The sequence below is a fragment of the Roseateles cavernae genome, from assembly GCF_040187885.1.
GTDB classification, from domain to species: Bacteria; Pseudomonadota; Gammaproteobacteria; order Burkholderiales; family Burkholderiaceae_C; genus Roseateles_E; species Roseateles_E cavernae.
The window spans coordinates 142037-160067 of the sequence record NZ_JBDPLH010000003.1 but is presented as its reverse complement, the minus strand read 5'-3'; the positions used below and the strand labels follow the sequence as shown (position 1 = coordinate 160067).

Here is an 18031-nt window from a genome sequence, read left to right as displayed (position 1 = left end):
GGCCGCGATGCGATTTCTCGGCAAGCCCCAGAACCCGACCCTCAATCTCGCCCTGCAGGGTGGCGGTGCCCATGGCGCGTTCACCTGGGGTGTGCTGGACGCCTTGCTGGAGGACGGCCGGCTGCGCTTCGAGGGTGTCAGCGGCACCAGTGCCGGTGCGATGAACGCGGTCGTGATGGCCCAGGGCCTGATGAGCGGCGGCGCCGATGGCGCGCGCGCCGCGCTGCAGGCCTTCTGGACCGCGGTGGCCGCCACCGTGCCCGAGCACTTCACGCAGAGCTCGGCCGATGGCCAGAACATCAGCCTGGCGCCGATGTTCAAGCTGATGCTGCAATGGACCTATTACATGGCGCCCGAGCAGCTCAACCCCTTCGACCTGAATCCGCTGCGCGACATCATCAGCGGGCAGATCGACTTCGAGCGTCTGCGCCGGCACAGCCCGGTCAAGCTCTTTATCGCCACCACCCAGGCCAATAGCGGCAAGCTGCGCCTGTTCCGCAACCCCGAGCTGAGCGCCGAGGTGCTGCTGGCCTCGGCCTGCCTGCCGACCGTGCACCGCGCCATCGAGATCGACGGCGAGCCCTACTGGGACGGCGGTTATGCGGCCAATCCGGCGGTGTTCCCGCTGTTCTTCGAATGCCGCTGCAGCGATGTGCTGCTGGTGCTGCTGACGCCGCTGAAGCACAAGTCGACCCCGGTCAGCGCCGCCGACATCCACAGCCGCGCGCTGGAGATCGCCTTCAACGCCACCTTTTTGCGCGAGATGCGCATGTTCGCCCATCTGCGCGAGCACCTGCCCAGGCGCTGGCTGAATCTGCAGGTCGGCAGCCTGGAACGGCGCGCCCAGCAGCTGCGCTTTCATCTGATCGAGGCGGCCGATGTGCTGGGCGAGCTGCACGCCGACAGCAAGCTGGCGGCCAATCTGAAGTTCTTCGACATGCTCAAGAAGCTGGGCCGCGAACGCGCACGGCAATGGCTGGACCAGCATCGCGAGCAGCTCGGCCGGCGCTCCACGCTGGACCTCGGCACCCTGTTCTATTAGCTGGGGATGGGCAGGCGCCGCGCCGCGTGGCAGCCTGCGGCCCTCGACATCCTGAGGAGACCCTGATGGCCACCAAGAAGAAGGCCCCCGCCACCAAGCGCACGCTGGACGCGCGCCGCGACACGCTGGATTTCCGCGACCGCATGTATGTCTCGACCCTGGTCGAGGTGCCGTCGCGCATCGCGCTGGAGGATTACCAGGCCCTGGAGGTGCCCATCCTCGACCAGGGCCAGGAAGGCGCCTGCACCGGCTTCGGCCTGGCCACCGTCGCGAACTTCCTGCTGCGCCGTCGCAAGGTGGTGCCCGACCCGACGCCGGTCAGCCCGCGCATGCTCTACGACATGGCGCGGCGCTACGACGAATGGCCCGGCGAGAGCTACTCGGGCTCGAGCGCGCGCGGCGCGATGAAGGGCTGGCACAAGCACGGCGTCTGCGCCGAGAGCGTCTGGCCCTACCGCCCCAAGCGCGGCGGCGAGAAAGGCCTGTCGCAGAGCCGGGTCGAGAACGCGCAGGGCCGGCCGCTGGGCGCCTACTTCCGCGTCAACCACAAGGACCTGGTCGCGATGCATGCGGCGCTCGCCGAGGTCGGCATCCTGTTCGCCACCGCCTCGGTGCACGCGGGTTGGGACGCGGTCGGCGCCGACGGCATCATCACGCCCTCGGAGCAGGAGCTGGGCGGCCATGCCTTCGCCATCGTCGCCTATGACGAGCAGGGCTTCTGGCTGCAGAACTCCTGGGGCCCCGACTGGGGCCGCCAGGGCTTTGCGCGCATCTTCTACGACGACTGGCTGCGCAACGCCACCGACGTCTGGGTCGCCCGCCTGGGCGCGCCGATCCGGCTGGCGACGCCGGCCGGCGAGCCGGCCGCCCAGCTCAGCGGGCCCTCGGGCGCGACCAAGGTCAGCCATATGGCCTTGCGGCCCCATGTGGTCAGCGTCGGCAACGAGGGCCGGCTGCGGCCCGGCGGCGAGTACGGCATGAACGAGGACGAGCTGGCCCAGCTCTTCGCCAGCGACATTCGCCAGACGCTCGCGCCCTGGCCCAAGAAGCGCCTGCTGCTGTATGCGCACGGCGGCCTGGTCAGCGAGCAGGCCGCGCTGCAGCGGCTGGCCGAGTACCGACCGGCGCTGCTGGAGGCCGGCGTCTACCCGCTGGCCTTCATCTGGCGCAGCGACTACTGGAGCACCGTCAGCAACATCCTGCAGGACGCCGTGCGCCGGCGCCGTCCCGAGGGCGCCTTCGATGCCGCCAAGGACTTCCTGCTCGACCGCCTGGACGATTTGCTGGAGCCGGTGGCGCGCAATCTGACCGGCAAGGCGGCCTGGGACGAGATGAAGGAGAACGCGCTGGCCGCCAGCCGCAAGGGCGGCGCGGCCCACAAGGTGGCCGAGCATCTGCTGGCCCTGCTGAAGGACGAGCCGGGGCTGGAGATCCATCTGGTCGCCCACAGTGCCGGGGCCATCCTGCTGGCGCCACTGGTCGGCCTGCTGACGGCCAAGGCCAAGATAGTCAGCTGCACCTTGTGGGCGCCGGCCTGCACGACCGCGCTGTTCAAGAGCGACTATCTGCCGGCCATCAAGAGCGGCCGCATCCAGGACTTCGCGCTCTATGCCTTGGACGACAAGACCGAGAAGGACGACAACTGCGCCAAGCTCTACAACAAATCCCTGCTCTATCTGGTCTCCAACGCCTTCGAGGCGCGCCAGCGCGTGCCCATGGTGCAGGACGGCACGCCAATCCTGGGCCTGCAGCGCTGCATCGAAGCCGACCCCGAGCTCAGCAAGCTGTTCGCCTCGGCCAAGGCCGAGCTGGTGCTGGCGCCCGACAAGGCCGGTGCCAACCCGCGCAGCCGCGCCCAGCACCATGGCGATTTCGATGACGACCCGGCCACCGTGCAATCGACCTTCGGCCGCATCCTGCGCTCCGGCGGCAGGAGCACCGACAAGCTGGCGACCATAGAGTTCGGCCGCTCGGCCTCGACCTTGCGCGATCTGCGACTGCGGCTGGAGGACAAGGCGCGCTGAGCGCGTCCAGCGTCAGGGCGGCGGCGCAGCTATCACCTGGGCGAGGCGCTGCAGTTGCGTCTCGTCGAGCCGACCGGCCGCGCGTGCCAGCGCCAGCTGGCGGCGCGACAGCTGGCGGTAGAACTCGCCATGCTCGCCGCCCAAGGCATCGAAGGCGCGCAGATGCGCGGCCAGCACGCCCGCATCGCCCCGAGAAACAGGCCCGGCCAGCGCGCCGGCCAGGCCGCGCGCCTCGGCCGCCGCCAGGGTGCCGCGCGCCAGCGGCAGCAGGGCCGGCAGGGTCAGGTCTTGCGGCAGACCGGCGGCGGCCCAGACCTGGGCGGCCTCGTCCAGCATCGACAGCAAAAAGCTGGCCGCGAAGCTGGCGGCGCCGTGATAGGCGGCGCGGCTGCCGGGCGGCAAGCTCAGCGGCCGCATCCGCAGCAGACTGGCCAGGCGCTGCAGCTCGCCCAGCAGCGGCGACTCGGCCTCGAGCGCGACGCAGGAGCCGGCCAGCAGGGCGGCGGATTGCTGCGTGTCGGCCGTGAAGATCTGCAGCGGATGGAAGCCGCCGACCACGGCGCCCGCCACCGCTGCGGCCTCCAGTGCGGCCAACTCGGTGGCGCCGCTGCAATGCACGACCGCCTGGCCGCGTCGCCACGGCAGGCTGCGCGCCAGCGCTGCGATCGCGTCATCGGGCACGGTCAGGAACACCAGATCGGCAGCCTGCGCGGCGGCCGTGTCATCCCTGCGGCCCAGCGGCGCCAGCACGGTCTCGCCGGCGGCCGCCAAGGCCTGGGCCAGGCAGCGGCCGAGCCGGCCGGCGCCGATGAAGGCAATGGTGGGCGTAGCGGTCTTGTCGTCTTGCATCGGCCAAGTATGGCCTGAGCCCGGTGCTGGGTTCAGCGCAGCAGGAAGTGATCGGCCAGCAGCAGGCCGAACAGGCCGAACAGGTAGACGATGGAATAGCGGAAGCTGGGCATGGCCAGGCGCTCGTCACCCCGCAGCCGCCAGGACAGCTCGGCATAGCGCGCGCCCAGCAGCAAGGCACCGAGCAGATAGAGTGCGCCGCTCATGCCTATCGCCACCGGCAGCAGGCTGACCGCCAGCAGGGCCAGGGTGTAGGCCCAGATGCGCCGCGTCGTGTAGGCCACGCCATGCAGCACCGGCAGCATGGGCACGGCGGCGCGCGCATAGTCCTCGCGGCGATGGATGGCCAGGGCCCAGAAATGCGGCGGGGTCCAGATGAAGATGATCAGGAACAGGGTCAGCGCGCCGGGGTCCAGGCTGCCGGTGACCGCGACCCAGCCCAGCAGCGGCGGGGCCGCGCCGGCCGCGCCGCCGATGACGATGTTCTGCGGCGTCGCATGCTTCAGATAGAGGCTGTAGACCACCGCATAGCCCAGCAGCGAGGCCAGGGTCAGCAGCGCGCACAGCAGGTTGGTGGTCAGCAGCAGCAGGGCCATGCCGGCCGTGCCCAGGGCCAGCGCGAACAGCAGGACCTGGCCGCCGCTGAGCTTGCCGCGCGGCAGTGGGCGTGCGCGGGTTCGGGCCATCAGCGCGTCGATGCGGCGGTCCACCAGATGGTTGATCGCGGCCGCTGCGCCGGCCACCAGGGCGATGCCCAGCGGTGCGCCCAGCCACAAGGTCCAGGGCAGCGGCGTGCGCGCGGCCAGCAGCATGCCCACCAGCACGGTGAACAGCATCAGCGCGACGACGCGCGGCTTGGTCAGCACCAGGTACTCGCGCCACAGGGGCCGGCTGCTCGGCCCGGCCGCCAGCAGCGCGATTTCTTGTGAAGGTACCGACATATCAGCGGAAGAACAGCAGCCGGGTCAGCCAGGTGTACTGGGCCTCGGCATACATCAGCCCGACCAGCACCAGCAGCAGCAGCGGCGGCAGGAGTATGGCGTAGATCAGCGCCAGGCGCTCCCAGGCCATGTGCATGAAGACGGCAATGATCAGACCGGCCTTCAGGGTCATGAAGAGCAGGATCAGGCTCCAGCGCAGCAGCCCTTGCAGATGCATATAGTCCACCGCGTAAGACATGGCGCTGAGCACGAAGAGCAGCAGCCAGATCTTCAGGTACAGGCCTATCGGGTGTTGTTGCGTACTCATCGCGTCACCTCGCTCACCAGAGGTAGAAAAAGGCAAAGATGAAGACCCAGACCAGATCAACGAAGTGCCAGTACAGGCCGGCGATCTCGACGATCTGGTAGTTGCCGCTTCTCTCGTAGTCGCCGCGTCGCACCTTGATGCCGACGATGATCAGATAGATCACGCCGATCGACACATGCAGGCCGTGGAAGCCGGTGATCATGAAGAAGGTGGCGCCGAACTGGGCCGCCCCCATCGGGTTGCCCCAGGGCCGCACGCCCTCCTCGATCAGCTTGCTCCATTCAAACGCCTGCATGCCGACGAAGCAGGCGCCCAGCAGCGCGGTCGCGAAGATCAGCAGCGCGGCATTCTTGCGGTCGCGCGCATAGCCCCGCATCACCGCCATCGCCATCGTGCCGCTGCTGGTGATCAGCACGAAAGTCATGATGGCGATCAGCAGCAGGGGCACGTTCGTGCCACCGACATGCAGGGCGAAGACCTCGCTGGGATTGGGCCAGGGCACGGTGGTGGAGGCCCGCACCGTCATATAGCCGGTCAGGAAACAGCCGAACACAAAGGTGTCGCTGAGCAGGAAGATCCACATCATCGCCTTGCCCCAGGAGACGGCAAAGGCTTCGCGGTCGCCCGAGAAATCGGCCACCAGGCCGCGCCAGCCATGGGCCTGGCCGCCGGGAACACTGTGATTGCTCATCGGAACCTCCTTCTCGTCAGCCGCCGCAGATCGCGCGCACCAGGTCCGGGGTCATCAGGCCCAGGGTCGCAAACAGGCCGACCCAGAGCAGCAGCAGGAAATGCCAGAAGCGCGCACACAGCGCGATGCGCCAGCGCGCCCCCGGATCGCGCCAGGCCAGCCACCAGCCGCCCAGGCCGCCCAGCACATGCAGGCCATGCATCGCAGTCAGCAGATAGAGGAAACTCGCCGCCGGGTTGCCGGCCGGCACCACCCGCTCGGCCAGCAACGCCGACCAGGCCCACAGTTGCACCAGCACAAAGCCCAGCGCCAGCAGGCCACCGGCCAGCAGCCAGGGCCGGCTGCCACGGGTACGCAAGGCCAACTCCAGTGCGACGCTGCCGGCCAGCAGCAGACTCGTGCTGAGCCAGAACTGCCAGGGCAGCGCCAGCGGATAGCCTTCGGCGCTCTCCAGCCGCATCACATAGGCGGCGAAGAACAGGCCGAACAAGGCGCAAGCCACGCCGATGAAGACCCACAGCGCGATGCTGGCGGCCTGCGGCCGGTCGACGGCGAACTCTTCGACTGGGAAGACTGCACTCATGCCCGTGCTCCCTTGGCGCCGTGCGCCCTGCCTTCATCCTCCTCGACGCCGCCCTCGGACAGCGGCGCGTTCTGCGCGATGAAGTCCTGCTTGGCGCCGGGCACGCTATAGGCATAGGCCCAGCGATGCACGACCGGCAGGGCCGGGCCCCAGTTGCCATGGCGCGGCGGCGTGTCGGGGGTCTGCCATTCCAGCGAGGCCGCGCGCCAGGGGTTGGGCTCGGCCTTGCGGCCCCTGAAGGCGCTCCAGATCAGGTTCCAGACATAGACCAGCTGCACCACGCCGACGATGATGGCCACCACGGTGATGAAGACATTGAGCTGATGGGCCGACTGGGGGAAGGAGTCGTAGGGCTTGTAGTCGTAGTAGCGCCGGGGCATGCCCAGCAGGCCCAGGTAATGCATAGGGAAATAGATCAGATAGGTGCCGATGAAGGTGACCCAGAAATGGAAGTGCCCCAGGCGGTCGTCCAGCATGCGGCCGGTGATCTTCGGGTACCAGTGGTAGATCGCGCCGAACACGACCAGCAGCGGGGCCACACCCATCACCATATGGAAGTGGGCGACGACGAAGTAGCTGCCCGACAGCGGGATGTCGACCGAGACATTGCCCAGGAACAGGCCGGTCAGGCCGCCGACGATGAAGGTCGAGATGAAGGCCAGCGCGAACAACATGGGCACCGACAGATGGATGTCGCCACGCCACAGCGTCAGCAGCCAGTTGTAGACCTTGATCGCGGTGGGCACCGCGATGATCAGCGTGCTGGTGGCGAAGAAGAAGCCGAAGTAGGGATTCATGCCGCTGACGAACATATGGTGGGCCCAGACGATGAAGCTGAGCACGGCGATCGCCAGGATGGCCCAGACCATGGTCCGGTAGCCGAAGATGCATTTGCGCGCATGCACGCTGATCAGGTCGGAGACGATGCCGAAGGCCGGCAGCGCGACGATATAGACCTCCGGGTGGCCGAAGAACCAGAACAGATGCTGGAACAGCAGCGGCGTGCCGCCCTTGTAGTCGCTGACCTGGCCCAGCGAGACCAGGGCCGGCATGAAGAAGCTCGTGCCTATGGTCTTGTCCAGCAGCATCATCAGGCCGCTGACGAACAAGGCCGGAAAGGCCAGCAGGGCCAGAATCGTCGCGGTGAAAATGCCCCACACGGTCAGCGGCATGCGCAGGAGCGTCATGCCACGGCAGCGCGCCTGCAGCACCGTACTCACATAGTTGAGACCGCCCATGGTCGCGGCGACGATGAAGATCACCAGCGAGACCAGCATCAGGATGATGCCCCAGTCATGGCCCGGCGTGCCGGGCAGGATGGCCTGCGGCGGGTAGAGGGTCCAGCCGGCGCCGGTCGGGCCGCCGGGCACAAAGAAGCTGGCCATCAGCACGATGACCGACAGCAGATAGACCCAGAAGCTGAGCATGTTCAGATAGGGGAACACCATGTCCCGCGCCCCCACCATCAGCGGAATCAGGTAGTTGCCGAAGCCGCCGAGGAACAGCGCGGTCAGCAGGTACACCACCATGATCATGCCGTGCATCGTGACGAACTGGTAATAACGCTCGGCATTGATGAAGTCGAAGTAGCCGGGGAAGCCGATCTGCAGCCGCATCAGGTTCGACAGCAGCAGGCCCACCAGACCGACGACGACGGCGGTACCGCCGTACTGGATCGCGATGACCTTGTGGTCCTGGCTCCAGACATACGTGGTCCAGAAGCTCTGCGGCTCGTGATGCTGTTCGTGCTCGTCGTGCTGTTCGTCGTGCATGGGCGCCTTCCTCAGTTCTTGACCGGCTCCAGCGAGCGGATGTATGCGACCAGGGCCGTCACCTCCGCCTCGCTGAGTTCCGACTTGGGCATGATGGGCGCGAAGCCCTGCACCACCTTGGCCGCCGGCTCGCGGATCTCGCGTGCCAGCACCGCGTCGTCGACCTTCTCCTTGGAACCATCGGCAAAGGCCTCGGTCTTGCCATACAGGCCCTTCCAGCTGGGGCCGACGCCGGCGCTGCCGTCCGCCGAGTGGCAGGCCACGCAGGCCTTTGCCTTGGCCACGGCCAGGCCCATGGCCAGCGGATCGCTGCTGCCGCCATCGGCCGTCGCGACCGGGGCCGGCTTGGAGGCAGCGGCAAAGCTGGGCTTGCCTGCCAGCCAGGCCTGGAAAGCCGGCGCCTCCTCGACCACCACCAGGCCGCGCATCGCGGCATGGCCGACCCCGCAGAGCTGGGCGCACATGGCCTCGAAGCGGCCGGCCTGGGTCGGCGTGAACCAGAAGGTCGTGACCAGGCCCGGCACCATATTCATGCGCGCGCGAAACGGCGGCACATAGAAGTCATGCAGCACATCGTGGGCGCGCAGCAGGATCTTGACCGGCTGGTTCAGCGGCAGATGCAGCTCGCTGGCGTCGACCAGCGCATCGTCCTGACCCTTGGCATCGTCGGGGTCGAGACCGAAGGGGTTGCTGGCCGTGACAAAGCGCGCATCGGTGGCGCCGAGCTGGCCGTCGGCGCCTGGAAAGCGGTAGCGCCATTGCCACTGCGAACCCAGCACCTCGACCTCCAGCGCGTCCTTGGGCGGCGTCACATAGTCGGCATAGACCTTCAGTCCGGGCGCCAGCAGCGCGACGATGCCCACCGTCGTGATCACCGTCAACCAGCGCTCCAGCTTGTGATTGACCGGCTGATAGGCGACGGTCTCGGTGGCCTTGCTGCCGCGCCGCCTGAAGCGCCAGATCACATAGACCAGGAACAGATTCAGGATCACGAAGAAGATGCCGGTGATCACGAAGGTGATCGTCAGCGTGTCGTCCATCTGCTTCCAGTTGGAAGCCAGCGCCGGCGGGTGCCAGGGATTGATGTAGTGAAACAGCAGCGACGCCAGGACGATGACGGCCAGGGTGATGGCGATGAGCATGCCAGCCTCCTCCTGTTCTTGTCTCTAGATGAGGAAGCGGCGCCCGAGGGCGCCGCCGCAAGTCATGTCAGTCCGCGACCGAGCCGCGCCGCGACAGCTTCCAGTAGACGCTGGCGGCCACCATGCCGAACACCAGATGCTCGACCAGATAGGCACCGCTGCGCATCTCGGCGACCCAGGGGAAGAGCCGCACCATGCCGTAGAAATTGATGAAGTACAGCGCGATGCCGAACAGACCGCCGACGATCTCCAGCATCGGCAGGCTGCCTTCGTAATGGAAGCCGGTGACGATGAAGGCGACGATGCAGCCGAACACGATGCCCAGGGCGTAATGAATCGCCATCGCCGTCGCGACTACGCCAAGACTGAAGGCCTGGGTAGGGCCTTGCAGCAGCTCCGATCCCAACAGCATCGCGGCCACCTGGTGCGAGGTGTGCCAGGGATTGCCGCCCTGCATCAGCGTGGTCCAGAGCAGGTCCATCACCATCGCCACCGCGCCCGCGACCAGGCCCGCGACCACGGCCGCCGGCCAGTCCGGCATGCGGCTCTCCCATCGATGCGACTGCGCTTCAAGTTCCATGACCGCCTCCTCAAGGAGTGACAGAAACGAATTGCCTTCAGATCTTGGGGGCCAGGTGTTGCTACCGCAGCCGCATCACTGCGGGGTTTGCTGCGTAGGCGCCATGCCGGATTGCTTTCGTTTATATACCTGTGCGTGCGGCCTCGCAAGCGGGGACAAACCAGCCCGCAGGCAACACCCGGCCCCAGGGCAGCCGGCGGCTCAGGGCTTGACGAACTTGAGCGTCATGCGGTCGCTCTCACCGATCGCCTCGTAGCGCGCCCGGTCCTTGTCCTTGAGCCCATAGCTCGGCGGCAGCGACCAGACCCCGCCCTCGTGGTCGGCCGTGTCCCTGGGGTTGGCGTTGATCTCGCTGCTGGCCGCCAGCTTGAAGCCGACGCGCTCGGCCATCCGCACGACATAGGCCTGCTGCACATAGCCGCTGGCGGCCTTCTCGTCCTGCACCCGGTCGGCCGGCAAGCGATGCTCGACCACACCGAACACGCCGCCGGGCTTCAGGCTGTCGAACGCGCTCTGGAACACCGCCTGCGTCCTGGCCTCGCCATGGCTCATCCAGTTGTGCACATTGCGGAAGGTCAGCACCAGATCGGCCGCGCCCGCCGGCGCATAGGCGAGCTTGCCGGCACCGGCGTCGAACACGGTCAGCTGCACCTTGTCATAGACCGCCGGCTGCGCCTCCAGCTTCTGTTTCAGCCGCGCCGCGCTGCGCTGGTAATAGGCCTGCGGCGACGCCGGATCGTCGCCGGCCAGGATCAACCGGCCGCGCTCGCGCAGATAGGGGGCCAGGATTTCGGTGTACCAGCCGCCGCCGGGACTCAGCTCGACCACGGTGTCGCTCGCTCGCAGGCCGAAGAAGCTCAGCGTTTCATACGGGTGGCGCCAGACATCGCGCGCCACAAAGGCCGGCGTGCGCTGCGCACCGGCAATGGCGGCCTTCAGCACGTCATCGGCCTGCGCCGGCACGGTGCTGATCAGCGCGGCGGCGGCCAGCCCTATCGAGATCCAAGTCTTCATCGGTATCGTCCTGTGCAACAGTCAAGCGGGCGGCCAGTATGACCGGCCTCGCCCCAGCTGCCGGAAGACACCTCAAGCGCCCAGATAGGCTTTTCGCAGCGCCGGGTCGGCCGCCACCTCGGCCGCCGTGCCGGCCAGCACCACCTGGCCGTCCTCGATCACGCAGGCCCGGTCGGCCAGTGACAGCGCCAGCGCCGCCATCTGGTCGACCAGCACAATCGTCAGCCCCTCCGCGCGCAGCCGCGCCAGCACCGCGAACAGGTCGGCGATGACCTTGGGCGCCAGGCCCAGCGAGGGCTCGTCCAGCAGCAGCACGCGCGGCTTGGCCATCAGGCCGCGCGCCACCGCCAGCATCTGCTGCTCGCCGCCCGACAGCAGGCCGGCACGCTGGTGCAGGCGCTCTCGCAGCCGCGGGAAGCGTTCCAGCATCGCCTCGGCACGGGCTTCCAGCCCCTCGGGATGGAGGAAGCCGCCCAGGCGCAGATTGTCCAGCACGCTCAGCTCGGGGAAGACCTGGCGACCCTCGGGCACCAGCACCAGGCCGCGACGGGCGATGGCCTCGGCGCCCAGATCGGTCAGGTCCTCGCCGGCCAGATGGATGCCGCCCTGCACCGGCCGCTGCAGCCCGGCCAGCGCGCGCATCAGCGTCGACTTGCCGGCCCCGTTGGCGCCCAGCACGGCCAGCAGCTCGCCCTCGCGCAGCTGCAGCTCGATGCCCTTCAGCACCGGCGCGGCGCCATAGCCGGTGTGCAAGGCGCCGACATGCAGCAACTCGGCGCCAAGCTTGCGTTCATGCGCGGCAACCGGCGCTGCCAGCAGGCTGTCCTCGCCCATGTCATCGCCAAGATAGGCGCGACGCACCAGCGGATCGGCCTGGATCTCGGCCGGCGTGCCCATCGCCAGGCGCTGGCCGGCGTCCAGCACCACCACATGGTCGGACACGCCCATCACCAGGCCCATATCGTGCTCGACCAACAGCACGCCGACGCCGGCCTCGTCGGCGATGCGGCGCAGCAGCAGGGCCAGGCGCTGCTTGTCCTCGGCCGAGAGGCCGGCGGCCGGCTCGTCGAGCAGGAGCATGTCCGGATCGGTGGCCAGCGCGCGCGCGATCTCGACGACGCGGCGGTCCACATGGGGCAGATCGGCGGCCGGCAGATGCACATCGCCGGCATAGCCGCAAGCGCCCAGCAGGGCCAGGCTGCGCGCCTGCACCGCCGCCGAACGCAGGCCGGCCGCGCCGAACAGCCCGCCGAGTCGGCCACGCAGGCAGGCCAAGGCGACGTTGTCCAGCACGCTCAGCGAGCCGAACAGCTGCGAGGTCTGGTAGCTGCGCGCCAGGCCGGCGCGCGCCACCGCATGGGCCGGCTGGCCCGCCAGGGTTCTGTCCCCCAGCGCGAAGCCGCCGCTGCTGGGCGTGTAGAAACCGCTCAGCAGATTCAGCGCCGTGGTCTTGCCGGCGCCGTTCGGGCCGATCAGCGCCGTCACCGCGCCGGGCTGGGCCGCAAAGCTCAGCGCATGCACCGCACGCACGCCGCCGAACATCCGGCCCAGGCCTTCTGCGCTCAGGCCTTGGCGCACACGCACGGCGAGCGGCAGGCTCACGCCGTTCGCCATCAGCGGCGTCTGCCGCCGTTGCCACAAACGCTGCAGCAAACCGGCCACGCCATCCGGCGCCACCCACAGCACGACCAGCAGCAAGGCGCCGAAGAACAGCAGCCGGTACTCTTCCATGCCGCTCAGGACCTCGGGCAACAGGCCCACGATCAGCGCGCCGATCAGCGGGCCGATGGCCGAACCGGCGCCGCCCAGCACGACCACCAGCACGAAGAGGATGGACTGCACGAAGGCAAAGCTGCCGGGCGTCACCATGCCGGCCAGCGGCGCGAACAAGCCGCCGGCCAGACCGGCCAGGCCGGCGGAGACCGCGAAGGCCACGACCTTGATCGGCAGGGGCTTCAGGCCGACGGACTCGGCAGCGGTCTCGCTGTCGCGCACCGCGCGCAGCCCCGCGCCCCAGCGGCCGCGCGCCAGCAGGCAGTAGCCGACGAAGGCCACGGCCGCGGCGATCAGCGCCAGCATCGCGACCGCGCGCTCGCCCGAGGCCAGGCCGCCCAGGCTGGGGCCGCCGTAGCCCATCAAGCCGTTCTGCCCACCCGTCAGGCCGCGCCATTCGGCGGCCCCATGCTCGACGATGAAGCCGAAGGCGATGGTGATCATCGCCAGGTACGGCCCCTTGACGCGCAGTGCCGGCAGCGCCAGCAGCGCGCCGGCGGCCGCCGCCACCAGCAGGGCCACCGGCCAGGCCGCCCAGAAGCTCCAGCCGGCCGCGCCGGTCAGGATGGCCACCGCGTAGGCGCCGATCGCGTAGAAACCGACATGCCCGAAGGACACCTGGCCGGACAGGCCGATCAGCACGTTCAGGCCTATGCCCACCAGGGCCAGCAGGGCCACCTGGGCCAGCACGAAGACGTAGTAGCCGTTCAGTGTTGTCGCCAGCACCAGTCCGGCGCCCAGCACCGCAAGGCCTGCAATCCAGGGCCAGGTCTTGCCTCCCGTCATACCTTCTTCACTTCCATGCGGCCGAACAGGCCATTGGGTTTGCACGCCAGCACCAGGATGACGAGGGAAAAACTGATGATCTGCGTGTAGCTGGAGCCCAGAGTGCTGGTGATCAGCGCCTCGCTGACGCCGAACAGCAGGCCCGCCGCCATCACGCCCCAGGCGCTGCCAATACCGCCCAGCATCGCCACCGCGAAGGCCTTCAGCCCGAACAGGGTGCCCATGTCGGCATGCACATTGAACAGCGGCGCGATCAGCACGCCGGCCACGCCGGCGAACAGCGTCGACAGCGCGAAGGCCACCGCGATCACGCGCTGGATCGGGATGCCCATCAGCCGCGCCGCAGCCGGGTTCTGCACCACGGCCAGCATCGCGACACCCCAGCGCGTGTGGCGCGCCACCCAGTGCAGCGCACCGGCCAGCGCCAGGCCGACCAGCGGGATCAGCAATTGCAACGGATAGACGCCCAGGCCTACCGCGCCCAGCTCAATCGGCGTCGTCGCCAACGGCGAGGGCAAGCTGCGCGGCTCCTTGCCGAAGGCGAACATCACCAGGTTGTCCAGCACGATGCCCAAAGCGACGGTGGACATCAGCCAGGCGTTCGAGCCGCGGCTCGCGAAGGGCCGCACCGCCAGCCGTTCGACCAGCAGGCCATAGGCCGCGCAGCCCGCCAGCGCCAGCAGCGCCGCCAGCGGCAGGGGCCAGCCGGCGCCCTGGGCCAGCGCATAGCAAAGCACGGCCCCCAGCATCATCGAGCTGCCCTGGGCAAAGTTGACCGTGCCCGAGACCGCATGGGTGACGTGAAAGCCCAGGGCCATCAAGCCATACATGCTGCCCAGGCCCAGGCCGCTGATCAGCGCCAACAGGTACAGCATCTCAGTTCGCCACGGGAAGAATGCGGTTATCGATGAACTGGGCCCAGACGTAGTCGTTCTCGGTCACGGCGTCGTGCACCTGGGCCGTGAAGGGCTTGTCATAGGTCTTGATCAGGCCCTCGTAGCGGCCGATCTTGTAGAAGCCCTGGCGCACCGCGTCGCCGTCGGTCGAGCCGGCCGCCGTGATAGCCAGCGCCGCCAGCTGCATCGCGTCATAGGCATTGGCCACGCCGACCGCCGGGGTCACGTCGTCCGGGCCCTTGATGTCGGAATACTTGGCCATCAGCGCCTTCATGACCTTCTCGCCGACCGGGGTCTGCTTGCCGAAGAAGCTGTAGGTCTGCACGAAATGCACGCTCTTCGCGTTCGGGCCGGCCAGCTCGGTGAAACGACCGCCGGCGGGACCCCAGTGCGAGACGATAGGCACCTTCCAGCCCATGCGGTCCAGCGACTTGACGACCTGGGCCGAGGGGCCGACGTTGCCGACCAGGAAGAGGCTGTCGGCGCCGGCGGCCTTCAGGCGGCTCAGCTGCGGCACCACGTCCACATCATTGGCCTCGAACTTCTCGACGCCGACCGCCTTCAGGCCCTTGGCCGCCAGCGCCGCGACCAGGCCCTTCTCGTTGCTCTCGCCCCAGGGGTTGTTGACCAGGATCATGCCGGGCTTGCTGGCCTTGAAGGTGGCCTGCGCGTACTGCAGCATCGCCTTGTTGACGATCTCGTCGACGGCCGAGACGCGGAAGGCGAAGTTCGGGTTGGCGCCGTTCTTGGTGATCGGCGTGCCGGCCGCCCAGGGGCCTATGAAGGGCACCTTCTCTTGATTGGCCAGCGGCACCAGAGCCATCGAGACCGGCGTGTCCAGGCCACCGAACAGCACCGCGACCTTCTCCTTGAAGATCAGCTCGCGCGCCGCCACCACACCCTTGGCCGGCGCGCCCTCGTCGTCGCGCCGCACCAGCTCCAGCTTGCGGCCGCCCAGCAGGCCGCCCTTGGCATTGATCTCGTCGATCGCCACCACCAGCCCGCGGGTGATGGCCTCGCCGGCGCGCGCCGACTGGCCGGACAAGGCGGTCACCAGGCCGATCTTGATGGGCTCCTGGGCCTGCGCCGGGCTCAGGCCCAGGGCCGCAAGCGCGGCGGCGCAGATCAACAAGGGGCGGCGAGATAGCTTGAGAGACATCGGAGGCTCCAGGGGTTGAAGGATGACCGGCGACAACTCGCAAACTCCATGCCATGTCGACACATGGCCTGTTTATTGCAAACAATTAAATTATTAGATTGTCAACAATCTTAAAGTCACCCCACATGCCCCAAACCCGCAGCCCCCCCGCGCCAAGCCGGTGCATCACCGCACCATGCTGAGCACCCCGCCCGCCCACGGCCGCTTCAACTACCGGCCCATCACCCGGCGCCCGCGCTGGGCCTGGCCCGGGGGCCAGCGCCTGGCCGTCTACCTCGGCTTCAATGTCGAGCACTTCGCCTTCGGCGAGGGCCTGGGCGCAGCACTGGGCCCCGTCAGCCCCGAGCCCGATGTGCTGAACCACAGCTGGCGCGAGTACGGCAACCGGGTCGGCGCCTGGCGCTGCCTGGAGCTGTTCGACGACCTGCGCCTGCCCACCGGCGCGCTGATCAATACCGCCCTGTATCAGCACTGCCCCGAGCTGGTGGCGGCCCTGCTGGCGCGCGGCGACGAGCTGATCGGCCATGGCCACACGAATGCCGAACGCCAGGGTGGCTGGGATGAGGCCCGCGAGGTCGCGCTGCTGGCCGCCTGCCGCGACGAGATCCAGGCCCGCTCGGGCCAGGCAGCCAGCGGCTGGCTGTCGCCCTGGATCTCGGAGAGCCGGCTGACGCCCGACCTGCTGGCCGAGGCTGGCTATCGCTACACACTGAACTGGTGCCACGACGACCAGCCAACCCGGATGCACACCCGCGGCGGCCGCGCGCTCTGGTCGATTCCCTATCCGCAGGAACTCAACGACATCCCGATGCTGGTGGCGCGGCAGATGGACGCCAAGGACTTCGCGCAGATGATCGTCGACAACTTCGACGAGATGCTGGCGCAGACCGAACGCCATGGCCAGGCCCTGGTGATGGGGATCGCGCTGCACCCCTATCTGGTCGGCCAGCCCTACCGGCTGCGCCATCTGCGCCGGGCGCTGGCGCACATCGCTCAGCGGCGCGACGAGATCTGGCTGTGCACACCCGGGCAGATCTCCGCGCACATGGAGGCGCTGCAGATTGTCGACATTTAGTGGCGACAATCCTGGCATTCCATTGATCAGCAAGCCATGAGCACACACCGCACAGCCAAGCCCGAAGCCCCGCTCGACATCGAGGAGCGCATCTACCGCTCGGTGTTCGAGGGCGTGATGGAGCAACGTCTGACCCCCGGCACCAAGCTGCCGGAGGCGGCGCTCTGCGAGCTGTTCGACGTCAAGCGCGCGACGGTGCGCAAGGTGCTGCAGCGCCTGGCCCACGACCACATCGTCGAGCTGCGCCTGAACCGCGGTGCCGTCGTTGCCGCGCCGACGCCGGAGGAGACGCGCCAGATCTTCGAGGCGCGCCGCGCGCTGGAGGGCGCGCTGCTGGAGCTGGCCGTAGCGCACGCCAGCAAGGCCGACATCGCCGCGCTGCGCAAGCAGCTGGCCCAGGAGCACGAGGCCATGCACCGCTTCGACCAGCCGGCCTGGGCGCGGCTGGCCAGCAGCTTCCATCTGCAGGTCGCGGCGCTGGGCCGCAACCCGGTGCTGATGCGCTATCTGACCGAGCTGATCTCGCGCTGCTCGCTGATCGTCGCGCTGTACGAGCCGCCCGGCAACGCGGCCTGCGAGCACGAGGAACACGAACGCATCGTCGACTGCATCGCCAACGGCAATGCCAAGGGCGCGCTGAAGCTGATGGAAGCGCATCTGCGCGAGCTGGAGCAGCGCATCGTGCTGCACAGCGCCCAACCCGAACCCAGCCTGGCCCAGAAGCTGGGCCTCAGTTAGCACCTCATGGACCTTGCATGGACATAGATTTCGCCGCCATCACCGAATACCAGCGCTACAAGCTGATGGCCAGCCTGATCGTGCCGCGGCCGATCGCGCTGGTCACGACGGTCAACGAGGCCGGCGTCGTCAACGCCGCCCCCTTCAGCATGTTCAATATGCTGGGCGAGGAGCCGCCGATCGTGATGATCAGCGTCAACCGGCTCCAGGACGGCGCGCTGAAGGACACCGCTGCCAACATCCAGCGCAGCGGCGAGTTCGTCGTCCATCTCAGCGACGAGGCGATGGCCGAGGCCATGCACCGCTGCGGCGAGCGCCTGCCGCCGGATGTCAGTGAGCTGGCCCATGTGGGCCTGCACGCAGCGCCCTGCCGGGTCGTCAAGCCGGCGCGCATCGTCGAGGCGCCGGTGGCCTTTGAGTGCACGCTGTGGGAGACGCTGGAAACCGCCAGCCGCCAGATCTTCATCGGCCAGGTGCGTTGGCTGCATGCCCGCGAGGGCCTGATCGATACCGAGACCTGGCGCGTGCGCCTGCAGGACTATCACCCGGTGGGCCGCTTCGGCGCCAGCTTCTATGTGCGCACGCGCGACCGCTTCTCTCTGGAGAGCGGGCAGGCCAAGCAGACCGTGATCGACGAGATCTGAGCCAACCGCCAGGCA

At 68.3% G+C, this 18031-nt stretch carries 17 protein-coding genes; 5 read left to right on the top strand and 12 right to left on the bottom strand.

All coding sequences use genetic code 11. From position 1 onward, the window contains the following. The first annotated feature begins 7 nt into the window (after positions 1–7). Positions 8–1042, top strand: a complete 1035-nt coding sequence (locus tag ABGI63_RS11345; RefSeq protein WP_349742532.1) for a patatin-like phospholipase family protein — start codon at positions 8–10, stop codon at positions 1040–1042. Positions 1043–1107: 65 nt separating this feature from the next. Continuing rightward, positions 1108–3066, top strand: a complete 1959-nt coding sequence (locus tag ABGI63_RS11340; RefSeq protein ID WP_349742531.1) for a C1 family peptidase — start codon at positions 1108–1110, stop codon at positions 3064–3066. A 12-nt stretch (positions 3067–3078) separates the two neighbouring features. On the opposite strand, the gene ABGI63_RS11335 is transcribed toward ABGI63_RS11340, so the two are convergent. The 12 genes from ABGI63_RS11335 to ABGI63_RS11280 form a co-directional block, all read right to left on the bottom strand. Continuing rightward, a complete protein-coding gene (locus ABGI63_RS11335; RefSeq protein WP_349742530.1) occupies positions 3079–3915 on the bottom strand; it encodes a Rossmann-like and DUF2520 domain-containing protein in 837 nt (278 codons plus the stop codon). 32 nt (positions 3916–3947) lie between these two features. Beyond that, complete coding sequence (gene cyoE, locus ABGI63_RS11330) at positions 3948–4856, bottom strand: heme o synthase (protein ID WP_349742528.1); 909 nt, start codon at positions 4854–4856, stop codon at positions 3948–3950. Position 4857: 1 nt separating this feature from the next. Next, positions 4858–5163: a cytochrome C oxidase subunit IV family protein gene (locus ABGI63_RS11325; protein ID WP_137941419.1), complete on the bottom strand. Its 306-nt coding sequence runs from the start codon at positions 5161–5163 to the stop codon at positions 4858–4860. 13 nt (positions 5164–5176) lie between these two features. Beyond that, positions 5177–5854, bottom strand: a complete 678-nt coding sequence (locus tag ABGI63_RS11320) for a heme-copper oxidase subunit III family protein (protein WP_349742527.1) — start codon at positions 5852–5854, stop codon at positions 5177–5179. A gap of 16 nt (positions 5855–5870) precedes the next feature. Beyond that, positions 5871–6437 carry a cytochrome c oxidase subunit 3 family protein gene (locus tag ABGI63_RS11315; RefSeq protein ID WP_137941417.1) on the bottom strand — a complete coding sequence of 189 codons (567 nt, stop codon included), beginning with the start codon at positions 6435–6437 and terminating at the stop codon, positions 5871–5873. Beyond that, entirely contained in the window at positions 6434–8209 is a 1776-nt protein-coding gene (gene ctaD, locus ABGI63_RS11310; RefSeq protein WP_349742526.1) for a cytochrome c oxidase subunit I, read from the bottom strand. Before ctaD ends, ABGI63_RS11315 begins: the two co-directional genes overlap by 4 nt. An 11-nt stretch (positions 8210–8220) precedes the next feature. Beyond that, entirely contained in the window at positions 8221–9351 is a 1131-nt protein-coding gene (locus ABGI63_RS11305; protein ID WP_349742525.1) for a cytochrome c oxidase subunit II, read from the bottom strand. 67 nt (positions 9352–9418) lie between these two features. Beyond that, entirely contained in the window at positions 9419–9931 is a 513-nt protein-coding gene (locus ABGI63_RS11300) for a hypothetical protein (protein WP_349742524.1), read from the bottom strand. 201 nt (positions 9932–10132) lie between these two features. Then, positions 10133–10945 (bottom strand): class I SAM-dependent methyltransferase, encoded by an 813-nt coding sequence (locus ABGI63_RS11295; RefSeq protein WP_137941413.1) that lies wholly within the window; start codon positions 10943–10945, stop codon positions 10133–10135. A 72-nt stretch (positions 10946–11017) separates the two neighbouring features. Beyond that, entirely contained in the window at positions 11018–13504 is a 2487-nt protein-coding gene (locus tag ABGI63_RS11290; RefSeq protein ID WP_349742523.1) for a branched-chain amino acid ABC transporter ATP-binding protein/permease, read from the bottom strand. Next, positions 13501–14379, bottom strand: coding sequence for a branched-chain amino acid ABC transporter permease (locus tag ABGI63_RS11285; protein WP_349742522.1), 879 nt, complete (start codon positions 14377–14379; stop codon positions 13501–13503). The genes ABGI63_RS11290 and ABGI63_RS11285 overlap by 4 nt, the downstream gene beginning before the upstream one ends. A gap of 1 nt (position 14380) precedes the next feature. Next, entirely contained in the window at positions 14381–15559 is a 1179-nt protein-coding gene (locus ABGI63_RS11280; RefSeq protein ID WP_349742521.1) for an ABC transporter substrate-binding protein, read from the bottom strand. A gap of 175 nt (positions 15560–15734) precedes the next feature. Between ABGI63_RS11280 and ABGI63_RS11275 the strand changes: the two genes are divergently transcribed. Genes ABGI63_RS11275 through ABGI63_RS11265 form a run of 3 tightly spaced genes read left to right on the top strand, consistent with a single transcriptional unit; the run spans position 15735 to position 18016 of the window. Continuing rightward, positions 15735–16634 carry a polysaccharide deacetylase family protein gene (locus tag ABGI63_RS11275; protein WP_349742520.1) on the top strand — a complete coding sequence of 300 codons (900 nt, stop codon included), beginning with the start codon at positions 15735–15737 and terminating at the stop codon, positions 16632–16634. A gap of 36 nt (positions 16635–16670) precedes the next feature. After that, positions 16671–17372, top strand: coding sequence for a GntR family transcriptional regulator (locus ABGI63_RS11270; protein ID WP_349742519.1), 702 nt, complete (start codon positions 16671–16673; stop codon positions 17370–17372). A gap of 17 nt (positions 17373–17389) precedes the next feature. After that, positions 17390–18016 (top strand): flavin reductase family protein, encoded by a 627-nt coding sequence (locus ABGI63_RS11265; RefSeq protein ID WP_349742518.1) that lies wholly within the window; start codon positions 17390–17392, stop codon positions 18014–18016. Positions 18017–18031 lie beyond the last annotated feature (15 nt).